This window comes from Nocardia sp. NBC_00508 (assembly GCF_036346875.1).
Classification (GTDB): domain Bacteria; phylum Actinomycetota; class Actinomycetes; order Mycobacteriales; family Mycobacteriaceae; genus Nocardia.
Genome location: NZ_CP107852.1, coordinates 5,829,841 through 5,849,882 on the forward strand (window position 1 = coordinate 5,829,841; position 20,042 = coordinate 5,849,882).

Consider the following 20,042-nt stretch of genomic DNA (forward strand, 5'->3'; position numbering starts at 1 on the left):
TGTTCGGCCCGACCGACGGCGGTCGCCTCCGGGTCCGGGTAGCGGAGGTGTTCGTGAACGCGAAAAGTTCCAGCGAGGCGGAGGTTACCGGCTCGGCACGTGAGGCCGAGACGCGGCTGCTCGAGGTCGACCGGGCCGCCGCGGCCGGCCCGAAACGCCTTCTCGGGCTGGCGTTGCCGACGCTCGGCGTGCTGGTCGCCGAGCCGCTCTACCTGCTGTTCGATCTCGCCGTCGTCGGTCGGCTCGGCGCCCTCGCGCTGGCCGGTCTCGCGGTCGGCGGATTGATTCTGGCGCAGACGAGTTCACAGCTCACCTTCCTGTCCTACGGCACCACCGCGCGCTCGGCACGCCGCCACGGCGCGGGCGATCACCGGGGCGCTGTCGCCGAAGGCGTGCAGGCCACGTGGATCGCGATCGCGGTCGGCGCCGCGATCCTGCTGTTGGCCGAGTTGTTCGCCGTGCCACTGACGAACGCCATCGCGGGCGGCGGCGACATCGCGGGTGAAGCGCTGGGTTGGCTGCGGATCGCGCTGTTCGGGGTGCCGCTGATCCTGATCTCCATGGCGGGCAACGGCTGGCTGCGCGGCGTCCAGGAGACGCGCAGGCCGCTGGCCTATGTGGTTGCGGGTCTCGCGGTTTCGGCTGTCTTGTGCCCAGTGCTGGTGCACGGGCTGTTCGGCGCGCCGCGTATGGAACTGCCCGGTTCCGCATTGGCGAATGTCGTCGGCCAGGTGCTGATGGCGGCGCTGTTTCTGAACGCGCTGATCCGCGAACCGGTTTCTCTGGTCCCGCAGTGGTCGGTCATGCGCGCGCAGCTGGTGCTCGGCCGCGACCTGATCGTTCGCAGCTTCGCCTTCCAAGCCTGTTTCGTCTCGGCCGCGGCGGTCGCCGCCCGCTTCGGCGCTGCCTCGGTGGCCGCCCACCAGTTGGTCCTGCAACTGTGGAACTTCCTGGCCCTCGCCTTGGACGCGCTCGCCATCGCGGCGCAGACCCTCACCGGCGCGGCACTCGGCGCGGGCGATGCCGCGGGCGCCCGGGGCATCGCCCGGCGCGTGACCCAATGGTCGGAGATCTTCAGCCTCGCTCTGGCCGCCCTTTTCGCGGCTGGGGTGGTGGTCATCCCGACGCTGTTCACCGACGATCCGCAGGTACTCGATCGCACCCATGTGGTGTGGTGGTTCTTCGTGGCCCTGATTCCGGTGGCGGGCATCGTCTTCGCCCTTGACGGTGTGCTGCTCGGCGCGGGTGACGCCGCCTACCTGCGCACCACCACGCTCACCGCGGCGCTGGCCGGCTTCCTGCCCGCCATCTGGCTGTCGCTGGCGTTCGACTGGGGCGTGGCCGGAATCTGGTCCGGCTTGGCCGCGTTCATGGTGTTACGGCTGCTCGCCGTCACGTGGCGGGCGCTGTCGGGCCGTTGGGCCCGTGTCGGCGCCGAGGTGCCGACGTGAACGACACCCGGCTCGGCCGGTGCGTGCGAATCGGAACAGATATGCCAAGGTAGGTGTGGTGATACCCAAGTTGATGGCGGTGAGCGACATTCACGTCGGGCACCAAGGGAATCGGCCGGTCGTCGAGCAGATCACGGCGGACTCGCCGGAGGACTGGCTGATCGTGGCCGGCGACGTGGGGGAGAAGACCGAGGACATCCGGTGGTCGCTGGAGCTGCTGCGCGGCCGCTTCGCCAAGGTGATCTGGGTGCCGGGCAACCACGAGCTGTGGACCACGGCGAAGGATCCGGTGCAGATGTCCGGGGTGGCGCGCTACGACTATTTGGTCTCGATGTGCCGTGACCTGGACGTGCTGACGCCGGAGGACCCGTTCCCGGTGTGGGAGGGCGCGGGCGCCGAGGAGTACGGCGGACCGGTGACCTTGGCGCCGATGTTCCTGCTCTACGACTACTCGTTCCTGCCGCAGGGCGCCACGACGAAGGCGGAGGGTCTCGCCATCGCCAGGGAACGCAACGTGGTGGCGACCGACGAGTTCCTGCTCTCGCCGGAGCCGTACCTGACCAGGGACGCGTGGTGTCACGCCCGCGTGCAGGCGACCAAGCGCAAGCTCGACGCGCTCGCGCCCGGCACGCCGGTCGTCCTGATCAACCACTTTCCGCTGGTGCGGCAGCCGACCGATGTGCTGTTCTACCCGGAGTTCGCGCTGTGGTGCGGCACCGAGCTGACCGCGGACTGGCACACCCGCTACAACGTGGTCTGCTCGGTCTACGGCCACCTGCACATCCCGCGCACCTCGCACTACGACGGCGTCCGGTTCGAGGAGGTCTCGCTGGGCTACCCCCGCGAATGGCAGCGCCGCGGCCTGCCCGATCGACTGCTGCGCCAGATCCTGCCCACCCCGCAGTACCCGCCGGGCACGCTGAACAAATGGGGCGGCCACTTCCAGGTGACCCCGGAAATGGAAGCCGCCGCCGCCGAAATGCGGAGCAAAGCGCAGCAGCGGCGCGGACTGGCGTAGTCGTGGCGCAGGCCGCCGACGGCGCTCGGCTAGGCTCGGCGGTGATGATCGAGAACATTCTGCCCGCTGGTGTGGCCTCTGCCGAGTTGCTGGCGTATCCGGAGGATCTGACGCCGCATCCGGCGGAGGAGCATCTCATCGCCAAGTCGGTGGAGAAGCGACGCCGGGATTTCATCGGCGCGCGGCACTGTGCCCGGTTGGCGCTCGCGGAGCTCGGCGAGCAGCCGGTCGCGATCGGCAAGGGGGAGCGGGGCGCTCCGGTGTGGCCGCGCGGGATCGTCGGCAGCCTGACCCACTGTGACGGCTATCAGGCCGCAGTGCTGGGCCACAAGCTGCGGTTCCGTTCCATCGGCATCGACGCCGAGCCGCATGCCACGCTGCCCGACGGCGTGCTGGACTCGGTCAGCCTGCCGCAGGAGCGGGAGTGGCTGAAGACCACCGACTCCGAGCTGCACCTGGACCGGCTGCTGTTCTGCGCCAAGGAAGCCACCTACAAAGCGTGGTTCCCGCTGACGGTGCGCTGGCTCGGCTTCGAGGACGCGCACATCACGTTCGAGATCGAGGACAGCACCGCCGATTCCGGGCACGGCAGCTTCCACACCGAACTTCTGGTGCCGGGCCAGACCACCGACGGTGGCGCACCGCTGCGCTCGTTCGACGGCCGTTGGCTGATCGTCGACGGGTACATCCTGACCGCGATCGTGCACAGCTGATGGCGGGATCGGACGCGCGCCCCGATGTGCTCGGCGGGCTGCTGATCATCGACAAAGCCGGTGGCTGGACCAGCCACGATGTCGTCGCGAAATGCCGGAAACTGCTGCACACCAAGAAGGTCGGGCATGCGGGCACGCTGGACCCGATGGCCACCGGCGTGCTGGTGCTCGGCGTGGACCGCGCGACCAAACTGCTCGGCCTGCTCACCCTGACCACCAAGGCGTATACCGCGACCATCCGTCTCGGGCAGGCCACCACCACCGACGACGCCGAAGGTGAGGTGCTCGCCACCACACCCGCCGCCCACCTCACCGACGCCGACATCGCCACCCGCACCGCCGAACTGACCGGTGACATCGACCAAATCCCCGCTACGGTGAGCGCGATCAAGGTGAACGGCGAACGCGCCTACGCTCGCCACCGTGCGGGTGAGGACGTGCAGCTGGCCGCCCGCCCGGTCACGGTGTCGCGCTTCGACGTGCTGTCCCGCCGCGACGCCGGTGATTTCGTCGACCTGGACGTAGTGGTCGAGTGCTCCTCGGGCACCTACGTGCGCGCGCTGGCCCGTGACCTGGGCGCAGCGCTCGGCGTCGGCGGTCACCTGACCGCATTGCGCCGCACCAGGGTCGGCCCGTTCACGCTCGAGCACGCCCGCACCCTGGACGAGCTGGCCGACGCAGCGGAGTCGGGCGTGCCACCGCTGAGCCTCGATATCGACGCTGCGGTTCGAACCGCGTTCCCGCACAGGGACATCGATGAGAATCAGGCCGAAGATCTGCGCAACGGACGCTGGCTCGCCCCCGCCGAAATCTCCGGCGTCTACGCGGCCATCGACCCCGCAGGCCGCGCCATCGCCCTGCTGCGTGAGTCCGGCAACCGCGCGTCCTCGGTGATGGTCGTCCGCCCGGCAAACCTCTGATCCACCGGGCGCGGACGACACCGCGCACTGCCGCATTGTCGGCTGGTCCAACTCGGGATAATGTAATACGTGTCGCATGTAATACGTATGAGCGAGGGGTGACCGATGCGTCTCAACAGTAAAGGCCAGGTCACGATCCCTGCCGAACTGCGGCGCAAGTACGCACTCGAAGAGGGGGACGAAGTGGAAGTCATCGAGGTGGGCAACGCGCTGCAGATCGTCCGCCGAGAAGGTGCGGAGCGGCGTGGCAAGCGTTTGACCCGGCACATGCGAGGCCGGGCGACTACGACCATGACGACCGACGAGTTGATGGCACTGTTCCGTGGAGAGTAGCGGCACGCTGCGGGCGGTCCGGGACCTCCCGACCACGTTGGTGGACTCCTGCGTGCTGCTCGATGTGCTCACCGACGATCCGAAGTGGGCGGATTGGTCGGATGACGCCATCGCCGAAGCCCGTGACCTCGGTTTCACGGTCATAAATCCGATTGTCTACGCGGAAGTCGCAGCCGGTTTCGACAGTATCGAAGAGCTGGACGCGGCGCTGCCCGAGAGCGAACTGGAACGCGTAGACCTGCCCTATCAAGCTGGGTTCGTGGCCGGCAAAGCCTTTCTCGCCTACCGGCGCCGCGGCGGTGAAAAGCGAAGCCCGCTACCGGACTTCTATATCGGCGCCCACGCCGCGGTGTCGGGCTACCGGCTGTTGACCCGGCACACCTCACGGTTCCGGACGTACTTTCCGAACCTCGAGCTGATCACACCCGACACCACACAGATCTGACCCGCTGATCGTCCGCACTCGATATCGCGGGCAACGGCTTTCATCGGCTCTCGGTGTCCTGCGGGGCGTCGAGAGCGATGATCGGCCGCAGGGCACCCAGGAGAGCGCCGAGTGATGTTTCGCGCATTTCGGCGCGGGTCAGTGTGCCGTTCTCCAGCCAGTCGACGGTGAGTACCCGGACGAAGGTCAGCCAGCTCATCAGGATCACCGAGACGGTCGCACGCTGCCGCCCATGCAGTCCCAGCGCGTCGAGGACACGTTCGCGCAGCTCGCCGAGTTCGCCCGTGATGATCGCCTGGATCGTGGGATCGGCGGCCAGCACGCGGTTGGCGGCGAGCACGGTGTTGGCGTTGGCCTCGAAGTAGTCGAAGTGCGTGTCGAGGCCCGCGGCGAGCTGGTCGGTCAGCGGGGCTTCGGCGTCGAAAGTCGTCGCGATCAGCAACCTATCGGATGCGAGCTGGTAGACGGCCGCGAACAAGTCGCGCTTGCTCGGGAAGTGCCGGTAGAGCAGCGCGCGGGACACGCCTGCCGCGGCGGCGACGTCCTCCATGAGCACGGCGTCGTAGGGGTCTTCGGCGAACAGCTTCGCGCCTGCGTCGAGCAGCAGGCGGCGGCGCTCGTCGGGCGAAAGGCGGCGGCGGGACGTCACCGCACAAGCTTAGTTGACGTCTGTCTACCAAGGTCGTACCGTCTTAGTAGACAGACGTCAACTAAGATCATCGGTGCTCGACGAGACCGCCGGGCGTCATTCCGAGCACGTGCTTCCGGGAGGGATGTATGTCCGCTGCACTGAAGTGGCTGTCCATGGCTATGGGTATCGCCTGCGTCGCGATCGGGTTCATGCACATCGCACTCGGCATCGACGGGATACCCGATATGGGTTCTTCCGGCGTTACCGCGGATAGCCAAACCCGGTTCTTCGGCGCGATCTTCATCGGATACGGCGTTGTCTGGATCTGGGCGGCGCGGCAATCGCCGATCCCGGCCGCCGCGATCCGCTGGCTGGCTGGAATCTTCTTGCTCGGCGCCGTCGCTCGCCTCGTCTCGGTCGCCGTGTACGGCTGGCCGCACTGGTTCCAGATCGTGTTGACCGCCATCGAAGTCGTGTTGCCGCCGATCTGGTTCTGGCTCGCGGACGCCGACGAGAAACGGCTCGGGGTGCCGTCCGATCGCATCGCTGCCGCCCGCTGACCCGCCACCGTCGCGTTCGGCGACGCGGCGTGGAACTGGCGTTGCGCAGAACCTCAGCGCACCGAGTGGTTCACATCGGGTGCGGACCGCCTGCCCTGATCGGCCTGATCCCTCCGTGGTGGAATGCCGCGAGCAGCCCGAGCCGGGATCGGGACGTGCGTGCCCGTCGTCCCGAGAGCGCTGCGCACGGTGCTGTGCGGCCTGCCCTGAGTGCAACCGGAGCACCACGCCCCCAATGGAATCCGTACAGTGTGCGTTGGTCGTCGTGCGCGGAATCCAGTGGCGGCCACGGTAGGCAGTGGCAGCGAAGGTAATGGGCGATGAGTGAACGACCGGTCGATACGTTCGGGTTGTGGGATAGGGACGGCGACGGCCTCGTCTCGGTAGCGGACATCACCACCGGTATCCGGGCACTCGGCCTAGAAGTCGATGACGAAGCGGTCGAGCGGATGGTCGCCGCGGCCGACACCAACGGCGACTTCCTGGTCTCCCGTGCCGAATTCGACGCCGCGCTGGTCAGTGGCCGCATCGAGGTGACCGACGCCGACGCCGCCTTCAAGATCTTCGACGTCAACGGCGACGGCCGCATCTCGGTCGAGGAACTCGAATCGCTCATCCGCCACGTCGGCGCGGGCCGGATCGACGAACCTGCCGATGCTTTGCTGGCCGCGGCCGACCGCGACGGCGACGGCTATCTGTCGCTCGCGGAATTCCGCACGCTGCTCGACTTCCTGTCCCGTTGAACCGCGCCGCGGACCCGAGAAAGCCGCATGAAGGGGTAGCTGGACGTAGTTCGCCCGCAGCCCGCGCCGAGCGATGGCTGACGCAGCCGCAAGAAGGGCGTAGCCGGAGGCGTCCGTCCGTAGCCTGCGGGGCGAGCGATGACTGGCGCCTGTCGGGGCGACCTCTTACAGCTCGAGCTCGGGTCACCGCCACGAAATGGCAGGTAGGCAATCTCCTACATGTCAACTGCTCGCGGCCGTCAGCTCGGCCATGCAACTCGACATGAGTAGTCCGTCCGCAGTCGGCGCCGGGCCGTGTGGAGGCGAGGTAGCCGTCTATCGGCTGATCTGGTGGCGGAGGCGTTGTACCGCGTCGTCCATGTGCTCGACGAGGAGGGCGCGAGCTCGGGCGGGCGCGGCGGTGGCGATGGCCTCCCGCAGGTCGACGTGTTCGTGGGCCTGTTCGCGGAGGTCGGGGTAGGTGGTCTGCAAGGCGCCCAGGCACATTCGCGTCTCGATCAGCAAGGTGCGGGCCGCGCGCACCAGCCGCGGGCTGGCCGCGCTCTCTACCAGAGCTTCGTGGAAGGCCTGGTCGGCGTCGGACACACCCACCGCGTCACCGCGTTCGGCGCAGGCCACCATCTCCTCGACGCTGGGTCCGAGCGCCTCGTAGGCGATCGGGCGGCGACCGTCCAGGATCAGCTCCAGTGCGCCGCATTCCAGCGCTGTCCTCGCGCGATAGATATCGATGACGTCGTCGAGTGCCAGTTCGATGACGAAGATGCCGCGGTGGCGGATGCTGTGCAGCAGGCCCTCGGACACCAGCCGCTGCATCGCCTCGCGCACCGGCCCACGCGAGACGGCGAACTGCGCGGCCAGATCCGCTTCGCCGAGCTGCGCTCCCGGGGCGAGGCTGCCGCGCATGATCGCCTCGCGGAGCCGATCGGCGATCATCTCCGCGGTCGACTGCCGGTTCACCGGCTCGAAATCAACGACGGACATCGATCTGCCTTTCCGCGAACAAGCTGCCGAGCCCGGGGGCGACCGGCTCGGCGCCGACCAGCCGCAGGCCCGCCCAGATCGTGACCTGATTGGCTGTCAGCACCGGTTTTCCCAGCGTAGCTTCCAGGTCCGGCAGCACCGCCATGGTGTGCATGGCGGTGTCGGGAATGAGCAGCGCCTGCGCGTCCGGGTGGTCGTTGTCGGCGGCCAGCCGCAGCACCTGGGGCGGAGTGAGCGTGCCGACCTCGGCGGCGGTGTCGATACCCGCGCTGGACATCGAGACGACGTCGATGCCCGCGTCCGCGAGGAACTCCACGAACAGCTGGGCGACCTCGTCGGGATAGCTGGCCGCGATCGCGACGGCGTGCAGCCCGAGCGCGTGCACGGCGTCGGCGAACGCGAGACTGGTGCTGGTGGCGGGCACGCCCGCGACCTCGGCCAGTGCGCGCACCTGCTCGCGAGCGCCCGCGGGTCCGTAGACGAAGCTGCCGGAGGTGCAGGCCCAGACCACCGCCGCGGGCCGGTGCCGGGCGAGCAGTGCCGCGCCGACGCGCAACTTCTCCGGGCTGCCCAGCTCGAGCAGTTCGGGGACGGCGTGCAGATCGGTGCCGTAGATGTGCGCTACCGGAAGGTGCGCGCCGAGTGCCGCCGCCGCGAGCGGGTAGTCGTCCTCGGCCGCGTGGTCGGGGTAGATGAAGCCGACGGTGGGTGCCTGCATGCGATGTTCTTCCTTCAGAAAACGTTGAGTAGCCATTTGCCCGGACCCATCGTCGGCAGCTTCATCCGGCCGAGGCAGGCCCACATGGTGAGCTGGTTGGCGGTGAGTACGGGTTTGCCGAGCGCCTGTTCCAGCGGCTCGATGAGGTCGTAGGTCGGCAGATTGGTACAGCTGACGAAGATGGCCTGGGCGGCGGGATCGTCGGCGCCCACGATGCGTTCGGCGATGGTGCGGTAGCTGACCTTCCAGATGCCGCCGCCGAGCCCGAGGTGATCGGAGCGCACCACCGCGCACCCGGCTTCGGCGAGGAATTCGTGCAGCCGGTGCGTGAGGATCTCGTCATAGGGGGTGAGGACCGAGATCCGGGTGAGATCCAGATGGCGGATCGCCTCCAGCAGCGCGCCCGACGTGGTGACCGCGTCCTGGGCCCCGGTACGGCAGATGGTGTCGCGCAACGACTTCTCGTAGGCGAGCCCCTTGATGAAGCTGCCCGACGTGCACAGGTAGGCCACCACCTCGGGCTCCACGTGCAACACGTTGCGGGTGGCCGCGGTGAGGTGCGCGGCATCGGATACCAGCTCGGCCATCTCCAGCGAGACCGGGACCGGTTCATAGGGAGTGCGAGCCAGATGCAGGCTCACCTCCAAGGGCGCCCAGCGCCACAGCTCCCGTTCGAGTGCGAGATCGAACGGAGCGATGATCCCGATACCCCGCTGCGCGACGGGGCCATCGAGATCGGGAAAGCTCAAGTCCACTGGGGCCCCTCTCGCGCTTCAGCCGGGACGACCTCCGAACACGATCGGATTGTTGACAATCATACGATGTGATCTTAGTGTGTCAATGTGGAACAGGGCCCAATTGTCACCGTCCTGCACAGTGACAGTGTGCCCGATGTCGAACACATGGCCCGGGTGGAAGGCCGCGCCACTGTTCGGTACACGGAGGCCTCCGGCCTCGCGGACGCCCTGCGCGGGGCGGAAGTGTTGTTCGTCTACGACTTTCGCACGCGCGCTCTGCCCGACGCATGGCATGCGGCAGACCGGCTGCGCTGGCTACACATGGGGTCGACCGGCGTCGACCCGGCAATGTTTCCCGAGTTGCGGACGAGTGATGTGGTGGTAACCAATACCCGCGGCGTCTTCGACGTGGCGATCGCCGAATACGTGCTCGGACAGATTCTCGGCTTCGCCAAGGACCTCTCCGGATCGCTGCTGTTGCAGCAGCGGCACGAGTGGCGACATCGGGAATCCGAACGCGTCGCGGGAGCCAGTGCGCTGATCGTGGGCACCGGCTCGATCGGACGCCACATCGCCCGCTTGCTGCGTGCGGTCGGAATGACGGTACGGGCGGTGGGCAGGCGGGAGTGTGTCACGGACCCGGATTTCGGCACCGTCGCCACCGATCTGCACGCCGAACTGTGCCGGGCCGACTACGTCATCGCGATCGCCCCGCTGACCGAGCAGACCAGAGATATGTTCGACGCCACCGCTTTCGCCGCGATGCGGCCACACGCCAGGTTTGTGAACGTCGGCCGTGGGGAACTCGTTGTGACCGACGATCTCGTCGCCGCGTTGCGCACCGGATCGATCGCCGCCGCGGCGCTCGATGTGGTGAACCCCGAGCCTCTCCCGGCCGATCACCCCCTGTGGGAACTGCCGAATGTCCGGATCACCCCGCACAACTCCGGTGACGTCATCGGATGGCGGACCGAGATCGTCACCATGTTCGCCGAGAACTTCGACAAATGGATCACCGGACGCCCGCTGGACAACGTGGTCGACAAAAGGCTGGGGTACGTGCCCGGCTGAAGGAGCCCATCCATGAGCTACCCCGATATGAACATTCCCACCGACCCGACCGCGATGACGGCGGTCGAGCTGGTCTCCTCCTACGCGGCGGGCGCCCTGTCACCCGTCGAGGCGACCGAGGCGATCCTGCGGGCGATCACCGACCGCGACGCCGCGCTCAACGCGTTCTGCCTCGTAGATCCCGATCGTGCCCTGGTGCAGGCGAAGGATTCCGAGGCGCGCTGGCAGTCCGGCCACGCCCGCGGACTGCTGGACGGCGTACCGATCTCGCTCAAGGACGTCTTCCTGACCGAGGGCTGGCCCACCCGGCGCGGGTCCACCTCGATCGACCCCGCCGGCCCGTGGCCGGTGGACAGCCCCGTGGCGGCTCGGCTGCGCGAGGACGGCATGGTGTTCCTGGGCAAGACCACCACTCCGGAGATCGCGTGGAAGGCAGTCACCGACAGCCCGTTGACCGGCATCACCCGCAATCCGGCCGACCCGTCCACCACCGCGGGCGGATCCTCCGGCGGCAGCGCCGCGGCCGTCGCGGCGGGCATGGGCCCGGTCTCGGTGGGCACCGATGGCGGTGGCAGCGTGCGCATTCCGGCCGCGTTCTGCGGCATCGTGGGCTTCAAGCCCACCTATGGCCGGATTCCGCTCTACCCGGCCAGTCCCTTCGGTCCGCTGGCGCACGCGGGCCCGATGACCCGCACCGTCGAGGACGCGGCGCTGCTGATGGACATCCTGTCGCTCCCCGATCCGCGCGACCCCACCGCGCTTGCTCCCACGATCACCGCGTTCCGCGCCGAGATGCAGCGCGACGTGCGCGGACTGCGCGTGGCGTATTCGCCGACGCTCGGCTACGCCGACGTGGACGCCGACGTCGAGGCGGTCGTGGACGCGGCGGTGGCCCGCCTCGCCGAGGCCGAACTGGGCGTCAGCGCCGCCGATCCCGGTTTCGGCGATCCGCGCGAAGCCTTCGAACTGCTCTGGGCGGCAGGGGCGGCCACCATGCTGTCCGGCTTCCCGGCAGGGACGCGCGAGCGGGTGGACCCGGGACTGCTCGCGGTGTGGGAGCGCGGTGAAACCGTCAGCGCGGTCGACTATCTCGCCGCCCGCAACGTGGCGGCGCAGCTCGGCATCGCTATGGGCGCGTTCCACACCGACTACGACGTCCTGATCACTCCGACCGTGCCGATTCCCGCGTTTGCGGCGGGCCACGACGTGCCGCCCGGCAGCGGGCTGCATCACTGGGCGGAGTGGACGCCGTTCACCTATCCGTTCAACCTCACCCAGCAGCCCGCGATCAGCATCCCGGTGGGCACCACCCCTGCGGGTCTTCCAGTGGGACTGCAGATCATCGGTCCGCGTCACTCCGACGATTTGGTGCTGGCGGTAGCCCGCTACGCCGAATTCGTGCTGGCGTCATGACCGACGAGTGGCCCCGCGCAGTGCCGCGGGGCCACTCGGTCGTGGGTCAGGCGCGAGCGAAGGCGAGTGCTTCGCCTTGAACCCCATGCAACCACAGGGCGTTACACGCTGCGGCCATCTCGGTCAGGCCTTCCTCGATCGTGGCGAAGACATTGCCCGGCACCCAGCCGAGATCGCCATTGATCAGCAGATTGTTGCGGCCGTAGAAGAGCGCGAGGTCGGTGGCGCCGCGCTCGTGCTCGGCCGCGGAGCCGGGTTCGTAGCCGTAGGCCGGATTGCCGATCTCCCACGATTCGAAATCGAACAGGCACACGTCGCCGGGGATCGGCGTGACGGTCGGGTTCTCCCGATGCGGGGCCGCGTCGATCCGGGGGAGCAGGGTGTACACCTCGTTGCGGGCGTACTTGGCGTGGAACGCGTCGCCTTCCTGCGGCAGCGCGTTCCACACCGCCGCACAGGTGCGCGGCGCCTCCGCGTCGAGCAGACGGGCGCGGCAGGTCACCGCGGCCTTGGTGAGGGAGATGGTGATGTAGCGGGCCATGCGGTCCTGCTTCCTGATCATCGGTGCCCGCCGGGCGGGCAAGACGGGGTCGGGATACCGGCGGTGGTCACCGGGCTACAGCTCCGCGAGGACCTCCGACCAGATCGCGAGCGCGTCCTCGATCTGAGTATCGGTCACGATCAGCGGCGGAATCATCCGCACCACGTTCATCTGCGCGCCGCAGGTCAGCAGCAGCAGCCCCTTGCCCACCGCGGCGCGTTGCGCGGCCGCGGCGGTGACCGGATCGGGTTCGCCGGTGGGCGTGGTGAATTCGGCGCCCGCCATCAGCCCCAGACCGCGGACGTCGCCGATCGCCTTGGTGGCGCTCTCGCGCAGCCCGCGCAGCAGCTGCGCGCCCCTGGCCGCGGCATTCGCCACCAGCCCTTCGGATTCGATGACATCGAGCGTGGCGATCGCTGCCGCGCACGCCACCGCGTTGCCGCCGTAGGTGCCGCCTTGCGAGCCGGGCCACGCCCGCGCCATCAGCTCGCGCGGTGCCGCTATGCCGGACAGCGGGAACCCGCTGGCCAGCCCTTTCGCGATGGTGATCACGTCGGGCCGGACGTCGAAGTGCTGATGGCCGAAGAACTTTCCGGTGCGCCCGAAGCCGGTCTGGATCTCGTCGAAGACCAGCAGGATGCCGTGCCGGTCCGCGCGTTCGCGCAGTCCGCGGAAGAACTCGGTGTTGCCGGGGATGTAGCCGCCCTCGCCGAGCACGGGCTCCACGAGGAACGCGGCGGTCTCGGCGGGCGAGGTGAGCGTGGTGAACAGGTAGTCGAGTTCGCGCAGCGCGAAGGCGGTGGCCTCCCGCTCGCTCCAGCCGTAGCGGAACGCGGTGGGGAAGGGGGCGACGTGCACCCCCGACATGAGCGGGCTGAATCCGGCGGAGAACCGGGTGCCGGAGGTCGTCATCGTGGCGGCGGCGACGGTGCGGCCGTGGAAACCGCCGTGGAACACGATGACGTTCGGCCGTCCGGTCGCCTGGCGCACCAGCCGCAGGGCCGCCTCGACCGCCTCGCTACCGGAATTGGCGAAGAACAGCGCGTCCAACCCCTCCGGCAGCACCGCACCGAGCCGCTCGGTGAGTTCCAGCAGCGGCCGGTGCAAGACGGTCGTGTACTGGCCGTGGATCAGCGAGGCGACCTGCGCTTGCGCCGCCGCCACGACATGCGGGTGGCAGTGGCCCGTGCTGGTCACCCCGATACCGGCGGTGAAGTCCAGGTATCGGCGTCCGTCGGTGTCGTAGAGATAGCACCCCGCGCCGTGGTCGACGGTCACTGGAGTGGCTTGTTTCAGGACGGGCGATAGCTCGGTCATGGTGATTCGCCTCCCGGAGCGGGTGGGATGAGATGCCGCCAATTGTCTATTGTCGGATTGTCGACAATATGCATAACATGGCCGCACGGGTCGCAGCAATGGCCGAACGCTGCGCGGTCGAGAGGAGCCACCGACGATGCTCACCGAAAGCGCCCTGAGCACTGCCGAACGAGCCGCGATCGAGACGGTGCCGCGAGGTCTGTTCATCAACGGCGAGTGGCGCGAGGCCGCCGGATCGCTCCCTGTCTTCGATCCCGCGACCGGTGAACTGCTCTGCGCGGTCGCCGACGCGGACCCCGCCGACGGGCTCGCGGCCCTGGACTCGGCGTGCGCGGCGCAGCCGGACTGGGCTCGCACACCACCCCGGGAACGCAGCGACCTGCTCATGCGCGTGCATCGCGCGCTGCTGGCCGACACCGAGCGGCTCGGGCTGATCGCGACGCTGGAAATGGGCAAACCGCTGGCCGAAGCGCGCGGCGAGATTGCCTATGCCGCGGAGTTCTTCCGCTGGTTCGCCGAGGAGGCCGTGCGCCTGGACGGCGGATACATGCCTGCGCCGACCGGCGGCTCACGCTTCCTGGTGACCAGGCAGCCGGTCGGCCCCAGCTTGCTCATCACGCCGTGGAACTTCCCGGTGGCCATGGGTGCGCGCAAGATCGCTCCCGCCCTCGCGGCAGGGTGCACCTGCGTGGTGAAACCCGCTGAGCAGACGCCGCTTTCGATGCTGGCGCTGGCGGAGATCATGTCCGCGGCCGGGCTGCCCGCCGGAGTGGTCAACGTGGTCACCACCGCCGATCCCGCCGCCGTGATGACGCCGCTGATCCGCGACGATCGCTCGCGCAAGCTGTCCTTCACCGGCTCGACGGCGGTCGGCAAACAACTCCTGGCCCAGTGTGCGCAGACGGTGATGCGTACCTCGATGGAACTCGGCGGCAACGCCCCGCTGCTGGTATTCGACGACGCCGACCTGGACGAGGCGGTCGAGGGGGCGCTCGCGGCGAAGATGCGCAATATCGGCCAAGCCTGCACCGCCGCCAACCGCATTCTGGTCCAGCGTGGCGTCGCGGAGGTCTTCGCACGCAGGCTCGCCGATCGGATGGCCGCACTGCCGATGGGCCGGGGCACCCAGCCGAATGCGGTGGTCGGCCCGCTGATCGACGCCGACGCCGTCGCCAAGGTGCAGAGCCTGGTCGATGACGCCCGCGCTCGCGGCGCCACGGCGCTCATCGGCGGCACCGCGCTGGACGGTCCGGGCACCTTCTATCCCGCGACCGTTCTGGTCGATGTCCCGGACGACGCCGAACTGTGCCACACCGAGATCTTCGGACCGGTCGCCGCGATCGGCGTCTTCGACACCGAGGACGAGGCGGTCGGCCGAGCCAACGACACCCCCTCCGGGCTGGTGAGCTACGTGTTCACCGAGAACCTGCGGCGCGGACTGCGGGTATGCGAGGCGCTGGAAACCGGCATGGTGGGACTCAACCAAGGCGTGGTGTCGAATCCGGCCGCGCCGTTCGGCGGCGTCAAAGAGTCCGGGCTCGGACGCGAGGGCGGACTCACCGGAATCGATGAATTCCTGGAGACCAAGTACATCGGCGTGAAGTTGTGAGGTGGCTTGCCGAGCCGTACGGCGCGTGCCCCCAGCAGTTGACCACGGATAGTCCGGACCAGGACCACAGTCGGCTCGGATTCGAGAACGCCGGATGCCAGGTGCGCCGAACGCAAGCGGAGAGGAACCACGAGTGAGCGGATACCGGATCGCGACCATCCCAGGGGATGGCATCGGCGTCGACGTCACCGCAGAGGCGGTACGAGTGCTCGACGCGGTGCTGCCGGGTATCGAATGGACCGAATTCGACTGGTCCTGCGAGCAATACCTGCGCACCGGTGCGATGGTGCCCGTCGACGGTCCGGAGCGGCTCGCCCGATTCGACGCGATCCTGCTCGGCGCGGTCGGCTTTCCCGGTGTGCTTGATCATATTTCGCTCTGGGGCCTGCTGATCCCGCTGCGCCGCGCCTTCGGCCAGTATGTCAACCTCCGGCCGGTGCGCCTGCTGCCGGGCACGGAGTCGGCGCTGCGCGGCCGGACCGCCGACGACCTGGACATCCTCATCGTGCGGGAGAACTCCGAGGGCGAGTACTCCCGCATCGGCGGCATCCACAACGAGGGCCGCGCCGACGAATTCGTGCTCCAGGAGTCGGTGTTCACCCGCGCCGGGTGCGAGCGGATCATCCGGTACGCCTTCGAGCGGGCGTGCGAACGGTCCGGGCGGCTGTGCTCGGCGACGAAGTCGAACGGGCTCATCCACTCGATGCCATACTGGGACAGCCTATTCGAGCGCATCGCCGCGGAGTATCCGCAGGTGACGACGCGCCAGATGCACGTCGACGCGCTGGCCGCCGAGCTGGTGCTGCACCCGGACCGGCTCGACGTGATCGTCGGCTCGAATCTGTTCGGCGACATCCTCTCCGACCTCGCCGCCGCCGTCACCGGCGGGCTCGGCCTCGCGCCGTCGGGCAACATCAACCCCGAGCGCACCGGCCCGTCGATGTTCGAGGCCGTACACGGCAGCGCCCCCGACATCGCGGGTCAGGGCATAGCGAACCCGGTCGCCCAGATCCTCGCGGGCGCGATGCTGCTCGATCATCTCGGCGAGTCGGACGCGGCCGCCGCCGTCGACCGAGCGGTCTGCGACGTGCTCGCCTCGGGCGAGGTCCGCACGCCGGACCTCGGCGGAACCGCCACCACCACCGACCTCGGCGATGCCATCGCCGTCCGCGCGGCCGAACTGGCGCGCCGCTCCGCGACCGTGGAACGCGGCTGACCTGCCCACGGTGCCACGCGGCTGCCGTTTTGCCGACGGTCCGGCGGAGTTCACCGATGCGGTGGCGCCTCCGGAGATTTCGTCGTCGTCGGCCGTCGTCGCCCGCGCCCATCGGTGAGCGAACCCGCATCGCTGGTTCGGGTGCCGTTGACGCGTTGCTGAACCGCCTGGATGGGACGCGTAGGCGAGAACAGCGCCGACCACGCCCGATGACCCGCCTTCCGCGGAGCCGACCGGGTCAGGCCGTGAGCCAGATGGCCTCGGCGGCGGGGCGGCCCAAGTCGGTCGGTGACTCGATGGCGCCGATACGGATGGCGATGGTGCCCGCGTAGTCGCGGCGTTCGACGACCGCGATGGTGGTGTCCAGGGCGATGCCGACGGAGTCGAAGTAGCGCAACATATCCGGGTCCGAGTCGGAGATCCGGGCGACGCGGCCGGATTCGCCCGCGGCGAAGTCGCTGAGCCTGCGGGCGGGCGGGGTGGGTACCGCGCCGTCCACCGAGGGGATCGGGTCGCCGTGTGGATCGCGGTCGGGGTAGCCGAGTTTGGCGTCGATGCGTGCCATCAGCAGTTCGGAGACCGCGTGCTCGAGCACTTCGGCCTCATCGTGCACCTCGTCCCAGCGGTAGCCGAGCTCGTTCACCAGGAATGTCTCGATCAGCCGGTGCCTGCGCACCATCGCGACGGCGGCGCGGCGGCCTTCGGGGGTCAGGGCGATCGCACCGTAGCGGGCATGTTCGACCAGCCCTTGGTCGGCCAGCTTGCGCACCGCTTCGGAGACGGTCGAGGCGGACACGCCGATGCGCTCCGCGAGCAACTTGGTGGACACCTTCTCCGGCGACCACTCCTGCGCCGTCCAGATCACCTTCAGATAATCCTGGGCGACCGACGAGAGCACCGGCGCGATCGTCGCGGTGCCACCATGGGCTTCGCCTGGCACGGAGGTGTCGGCCAGCTCGCGTCGCGTGGCGATATCTCGTTTACCGGGCACACACCCGAGCTTAGGCTGGGCGCTGCCGATATACACATTCAGACATCACGATCGCGTGAATCCGCACGCCCGGCGAACGCCGTGCCGTCGAATCTCCGGCCGGTCAGCAGTGCGGTCGCGGGCGGTCGCAGCGGCGTACCGGCAAGGTCGTAGAACGTCGCGGTGGCGGATCCGGAGAACCGGTCTCCGGTCACTTCGAGTTCGAACGCGACGATCCCCTTGCCGACCACGGTCGGGTCGGCCCGATCGACGACGAACTCCAGGAACGCGCCGATGACGAGGTGTCCGTCGGAGCGCCACGTGCCCATGCCGTTGCTGTCGCTGGTGGCCCGGTTGCCGTAGTCCGGATTCGATTGCAGCATCGTGCCGCCGGGATGGAACTGCATCACGTGGTAGGCGAAGGGAGCACCCTCTGCGATGACCTCCCACGTGCCGAGGACAGGATGCCGCTCACTCATGCTGTGCCTCCCTGCGTGGTCACGCTCCGCTGCCGCCTCCGGGCCTGACCGCTCATGCGGTGCCGTTTTCTCGCCTGAGCGGAGCCCTGCGTGGTTACGCTTCGCTGCCGCCTCCGGGCCTGACCGCTCATGCGGTGCCGTTTTCTCGCCTGAGCGGAGCCCTGCGTGGTTACGCTTCGCTGCCGCCTCCGGGCCTGACCGCTCATGCGGTGCCGTTTTCTCGCCTGAGCGGAGCCCTGCGTGGTTACGCTTCGCTGCCGCCTCCGGGCCTGACCGCTCATGCGGTGTCCTCGCAGAGGGCGGCCAGCACCGCGATGCCCCGGTCGATATCGGCTCGCGGCACGTTCGCGAAGCTCAGCCGCATCGTGTTGCGGTGGTCGGCGTCGCCGTCGGCGTAGAAGACGCTGCCCGGCAGGAAGGCGACGCCCTCGCGCAGTGCCGTGCCCAGCAGTGCGTCGGCGTCGAAACCGCGCGGCCCTTCGACCCACAAGAACATCCCGCCCTCGGGCTCGAGCCATCGGAAGCCCTGGGGGAAGTGCCGCTCGACAGCGTCGACCAGGGTGTCCAATTTGGCCGAGTAAGCGTCGATGACGTGAGCGAGGTGCGCGGCCCCCGCCGCGCTGCCCAGGAACTCGGCGGCAATCGCCTGGCAGTAGGTCGATGTCTGCATATCGATGCCCTGCTTCAGGGCCAGCACACTGTGCAGGAGATCCGGCGGCATGACGGTGATTCCGACACGAATTGCCGGGGCAAGCGTTTTCGAGAGCGACGTGATGTAGATCGTGTTGTCCGGTGCGAAGGAGCAGAGCGCGGGCGGCGAAACGCCTCGGTAGCGCAGGTCGGAATAGACGTCGTCCTCGACGATCGAGGTGCCGCGACGGACGACGATCTCGGCGATCTGTTCGCGCCGTTCGGTCGGCATCGTTCGCCCGGTCGGGTTCTGGAAAGTAGGCAACACGTAAACGAATGCGACGTCGTATCGGGCCAGAGCTTCCTCCAGCGCTTCCGGCACGATTCCGAAATCGTCCGACGGCACCCCCACAACGGTGGCGCCATGGCTCCCGAATTCTTTGACCGCCGGGCCGTAAGTCGGCGTTTCCACCAGCACCACGTCATGGGGATCGAGCAGCGCAGAACACACGTTGTGCAATGCTCCCGATCCGCCCGTGGAGATATGCATGCTGTCGAGTGAGCATCGAATATGGCGGTTGCGCAAAAGGTTTCGGGCTTCGTCCAGGAGGGGGGCGAATCCCTGGGTCATGCCGTACTGGAGGACGGTGCTTCCGTACTTCCGGATGGCGTCCAGGGACAGCGACGAGACGAGTTCGGTGGACAGCAGGGCCGGGTCCGGTGCCCCGACGGCGAAGGAGACGACGTCAGGGCGCTGCGCGAGCGCCGCGAAGATGTCGTCGATCGGTCCGCTGGTCACCGCGGCCGCGGCGCTGCTGCGTTTGACGAGAGCCATCTCACGAACCGGCCCGGTCGAGGCGAAGGCGGACAACAACTTCCGGCACGCGGGCGTCGTATTCCGGCGTCAGCACCACGTCGTCGTTGAACAGAGGATCGGTTCGCATTTCCACCGCGAGGAGGTCGTCGGCCTCCTCGAAGTTCACCGCAACATGCACGACACCGTCCGGGATGTAGATGAACTCGCCCGGCCCGTGGAAATAAGGGGTCAGGTCCGGGCCGATCAGCGTGACCGCCCTGCCGCGCAGGCAGACGACGACGATCTCGCTGTGCGCGTGGTAATGCGCTTTCGATACCGCACCGGGAGGCATGGTGACCATGCCCGCCGAGATGCCGGTCGCGCCACAGGTTTCGGTGGTGATACAGGGGATGAGGCGTTGTCGTTGCCGTCCGATCGTCTCGGCCGAATCGGACGATTTGATCACACGTACCTGTTTGACTGCACTTTTCATGGCTACTCCGGGGGCACTTCCGTCGCCGACGATTCGGACGCTAGACCATTCCCGCCACTGGCGTGCGATGAGCTTCTCGAGCGTGGAAAACCCTGGATGTATCGGCGCTTTCGCGTATCCGTCCGGAGCATTTCGGGTAGGCGAAATTTCCGGCCCGCGGTGTCGTGAACCGCGACGTTGCGGCACAACAGTCCACACCGATGCGGCGTGCGCGGTCACCCGTCGGCTAACTCTCGGATGACGTCGCGCGGCGCACC

Annotated in this window: 22 protein-coding genes; 12 read left to right on the top strand and 10 right to left on the bottom strand. The window is 68.3% G+C overall.

From position 1 onward, the window contains the following. Window positions 1–116 precede the first annotated feature (116 nt). The 6 genes from OHA40_RS26045 to OHA40_RS26070 all read left to right on the top strand — a co-directional run bounded on the left by OHA40_RS26045 (window position 117) and on the right by OHA40_RS26070 (window position 4,880). Entirely contained in the window at window positions 117–1,451 is a 1,335-nt protein-coding gene (locus OHA40_RS26045) for an MATE family efflux transporter (protein ID WP_330234379.1), read from the top strand. 58 nt (window positions 1,452–1,509) lie between these two features. Then, entirely contained in the window at window positions 1,510–2,469 is a 960-nt protein-coding gene (locus OHA40_RS26050) for a metallophosphoesterase family protein (RefSeq protein WP_330229495.1), read from the top strand. 44 nt (window positions 2,470–2,513) lie between these two features. Further along, window positions 2,514–3,182 carry a 4'-phosphopantetheinyl transferase Npt gene (gene npt, locus OHA40_RS26055; protein WP_330229496.1) on the top strand — a complete coding sequence of 223 codons (669 nt, stop codon included), beginning with the start codon at window positions 2,514–2,516 and terminating at the stop codon, window positions 3,180–3,182. Beyond that, entirely contained in the window at window positions 3,182–4,102 is a 921-nt protein-coding gene (gene truB, locus OHA40_RS26060) for a tRNA pseudouridine(55) synthase TruB (RefSeq protein ID WP_330229497.1), read from the top strand. The genes npt and truB overlap by 1 nt, the downstream gene beginning before the upstream one ends. A 105-nt stretch (window positions 4,103–4,207) precedes the next feature. After that, window positions 4,208–4,435 carry an AbrB/MazE/SpoVT family DNA-binding domain-containing protein gene (locus OHA40_RS26065; RefSeq protein ID WP_330229498.1) on the top strand — a complete coding sequence of 76 codons (228 nt, stop codon included), beginning with the start codon at window positions 4,208–4,210 and terminating at the stop codon, window positions 4,433–4,435. After that, window positions 4,425–4,880 (top strand): type II toxin-antitoxin system VapC family toxin, encoded by a 456-nt coding sequence (locus tag OHA40_RS26070; protein WP_330229499.1) that lies wholly within the window; start codon window positions 4,425–4,427, stop codon window positions 4,878–4,880. The genes OHA40_RS26065 and OHA40_RS26070 overlap by 11 nt, the downstream gene beginning before the upstream one ends. A gap of 40 nt (window positions 4,881–4,920) precedes the next feature. Here OHA40_RS26070 and OHA40_RS26075 read toward each other — a convergent pair whose 3' ends face one another. After that, window positions 4,921–5,529 (bottom strand): TetR/AcrR family transcriptional regulator, encoded by a 609-nt coding sequence (locus OHA40_RS26075; RefSeq protein ID WP_330229500.1) that lies wholly within the window; start codon window positions 5,527–5,529, stop codon window positions 4,921–4,923. A 128-nt stretch (window positions 5,530–5,657) separates the two neighbouring features. Here OHA40_RS26075 and OHA40_RS26080 point away from each other — a divergent pair, with 128 nt between their 5' ends. Together OHA40_RS26080 and OHA40_RS26085 are read left to right on the top strand one after the other, a co-directional pair. Continuing rightward, entirely contained in the window at window positions 5,658–6,071 is a 414-nt protein-coding gene (locus tag OHA40_RS26080; protein WP_330229501.1) for a DUF4345 domain-containing protein, read from the top strand. 320 nt (window positions 6,072–6,391) lie between these two features. Continuing rightward, window positions 6,392–6,814, top strand: a complete 423-nt coding sequence (locus OHA40_RS26085; RefSeq protein ID WP_330229502.1) for an EF-hand domain-containing protein — start codon at window positions 6,392–6,394, stop codon at window positions 6,812–6,814. Between the two features lie 315 nt (window positions 6,815–7,129). On the opposite strand, the gene OHA40_RS26090 is transcribed toward OHA40_RS26085, so the two are convergent. The 3 genes from OHA40_RS26090 to OHA40_RS26100 are packed head-to-tail and all read right to left on the bottom strand — an operon-like array spanning window position 7,130 to window position 9,268. Further along, entirely contained in the window at window positions 7,130–7,795 is a 666-nt protein-coding gene (locus OHA40_RS26090; RefSeq protein ID WP_330229503.1) for a GntR family transcriptional regulator, read from the bottom strand. Further along, window positions 7,782–8,513 carry a maleate cis-trans isomerase family protein gene (locus OHA40_RS26095; RefSeq protein ID WP_330229504.1) on the bottom strand — a complete coding sequence of 244 codons (732 nt, stop codon included), beginning with the start codon at window positions 8,511–8,513 and terminating at the stop codon, window positions 7,782–7,784. The genes OHA40_RS26090 and OHA40_RS26095 overlap by 14 nt, the downstream gene beginning before the upstream one ends. A gap of 14 nt (window positions 8,514–8,527) precedes the next feature. Next, window positions 8,528–9,268, bottom strand: coding sequence for a maleate cis-trans isomerase family protein (locus OHA40_RS26100; protein WP_330229505.1), 741 nt, complete (start codon window positions 9,266–9,268; stop codon window positions 8,528–8,530). Window positions 9,269–9,355: 87 nt separating this feature from the next. On the opposite strand from OHA40_RS26100, the gene OHA40_RS26105 reads away from it, so the two are divergent. After that, window positions 9,356–10,321, top strand: coding sequence for a D-2-hydroxyacid dehydrogenase (locus tag OHA40_RS26105; protein WP_330229506.1), 966 nt, complete (start codon window positions 9,356–9,358; stop codon window positions 10,319–10,321). A gap of 27 nt (window positions 10,322–10,348) precedes the next feature. Further along, entirely contained in the window at window positions 10,349–11,734 is a 1,386-nt protein-coding gene (locus OHA40_RS26110) for an amidase (RefSeq protein ID WP_330234380.1), read from the top strand. 46 nt (window positions 11,735–11,780) lie between these two features. Here the strand turns inward: OHA40_RS26110 and OHA40_RS26115 are convergent, their stop codons facing one another. Beyond that, the gene (locus OHA40_RS26115; protein WP_330234381.1) at window positions 11,781–12,275 is read right to left on the bottom strand and encodes a DUF3830 family protein; all 495 of its coding nucleotides are present in this window, start codon (window positions 12,273–12,275) and stop codon (window positions 11,781–11,783) included. A gap of 75 nt (window positions 12,276–12,350) precedes the next feature. Next, complete coding sequence (locus OHA40_RS26120; RefSeq protein ID WP_330229507.1) at window positions 12,351–13,592, bottom strand: aspartate aminotransferase family protein; 1,242 nt, start codon at window positions 13,590–13,592, stop codon at window positions 12,351–12,353. A gap of 136 nt (window positions 13,593–13,728) precedes the next feature. Here OHA40_RS26120 and OHA40_RS26125 point away from each other — a divergent pair, with 136 nt between their 5' ends. Further along, complete coding sequence (locus OHA40_RS26125; protein ID WP_330229508.1) at window positions 13,729–15,201, top strand: NAD-dependent succinate-semialdehyde dehydrogenase; 1,473 nt, start codon at window positions 13,729–13,731, stop codon at window positions 15,199–15,201. A gap of 133 nt (window positions 15,202–15,334) precedes the next feature. Beyond that, the gene (locus OHA40_RS26130) at window positions 15,335–16,417 is read left to right on the top strand and encodes a tartrate dehydrogenase (RefSeq protein ID WP_330229509.1); all 1,083 of its coding nucleotides are present in this window, start codon (window positions 15,335–15,337) and stop codon (window positions 16,415–16,417) included. Between the two features lie 238 nt (window positions 16,418–16,655). Here the strand turns inward: OHA40_RS26130 and OHA40_RS26135 are convergent, their stop codons facing one another. The 4 genes from OHA40_RS26135 to OHA40_RS26150 all read right to left on the bottom strand — a co-directional run bounded on the left by OHA40_RS26135 (window position 16,656) and on the right by OHA40_RS26150 (window position 20,004). Further along, entirely contained in the window at window positions 16,656–17,372 is a 717-nt protein-coding gene (locus tag OHA40_RS26135; RefSeq protein WP_442944080.1) for a metal-dependent transcriptional regulator, read from the bottom strand. Window positions 17,373–17,446: 74 nt separating this feature from the next. Further along, a complete protein-coding gene (locus OHA40_RS26140) occupies window positions 17,447–17,866 on the bottom strand; it encodes a hypothetical protein (protein ID WP_330229510.1) in 420 nt (139 codons plus the stop codon). A gap of 277 nt (window positions 17,867–18,143) precedes the next feature. Continuing rightward, window positions 18,144–19,331: an aminotransferase-like domain-containing protein gene (locus tag OHA40_RS26145; protein WP_330229511.1), complete on the bottom strand. Its 1,188-nt coding sequence runs from the start codon at window positions 19,329–19,331 to the stop codon at window positions 18,144–18,146. A 1-nt stretch (window position 19,332) separates the two neighbouring features. After that, window positions 19,333–20,004 (bottom strand): cupin domain-containing protein, encoded by a 672-nt coding sequence (locus OHA40_RS26150; RefSeq protein WP_330229512.1) that lies wholly within the window; start codon window positions 20,002–20,004, stop codon window positions 19,333–19,335. Window positions 20,005–20,042: the final 38 nt, after the last annotated feature.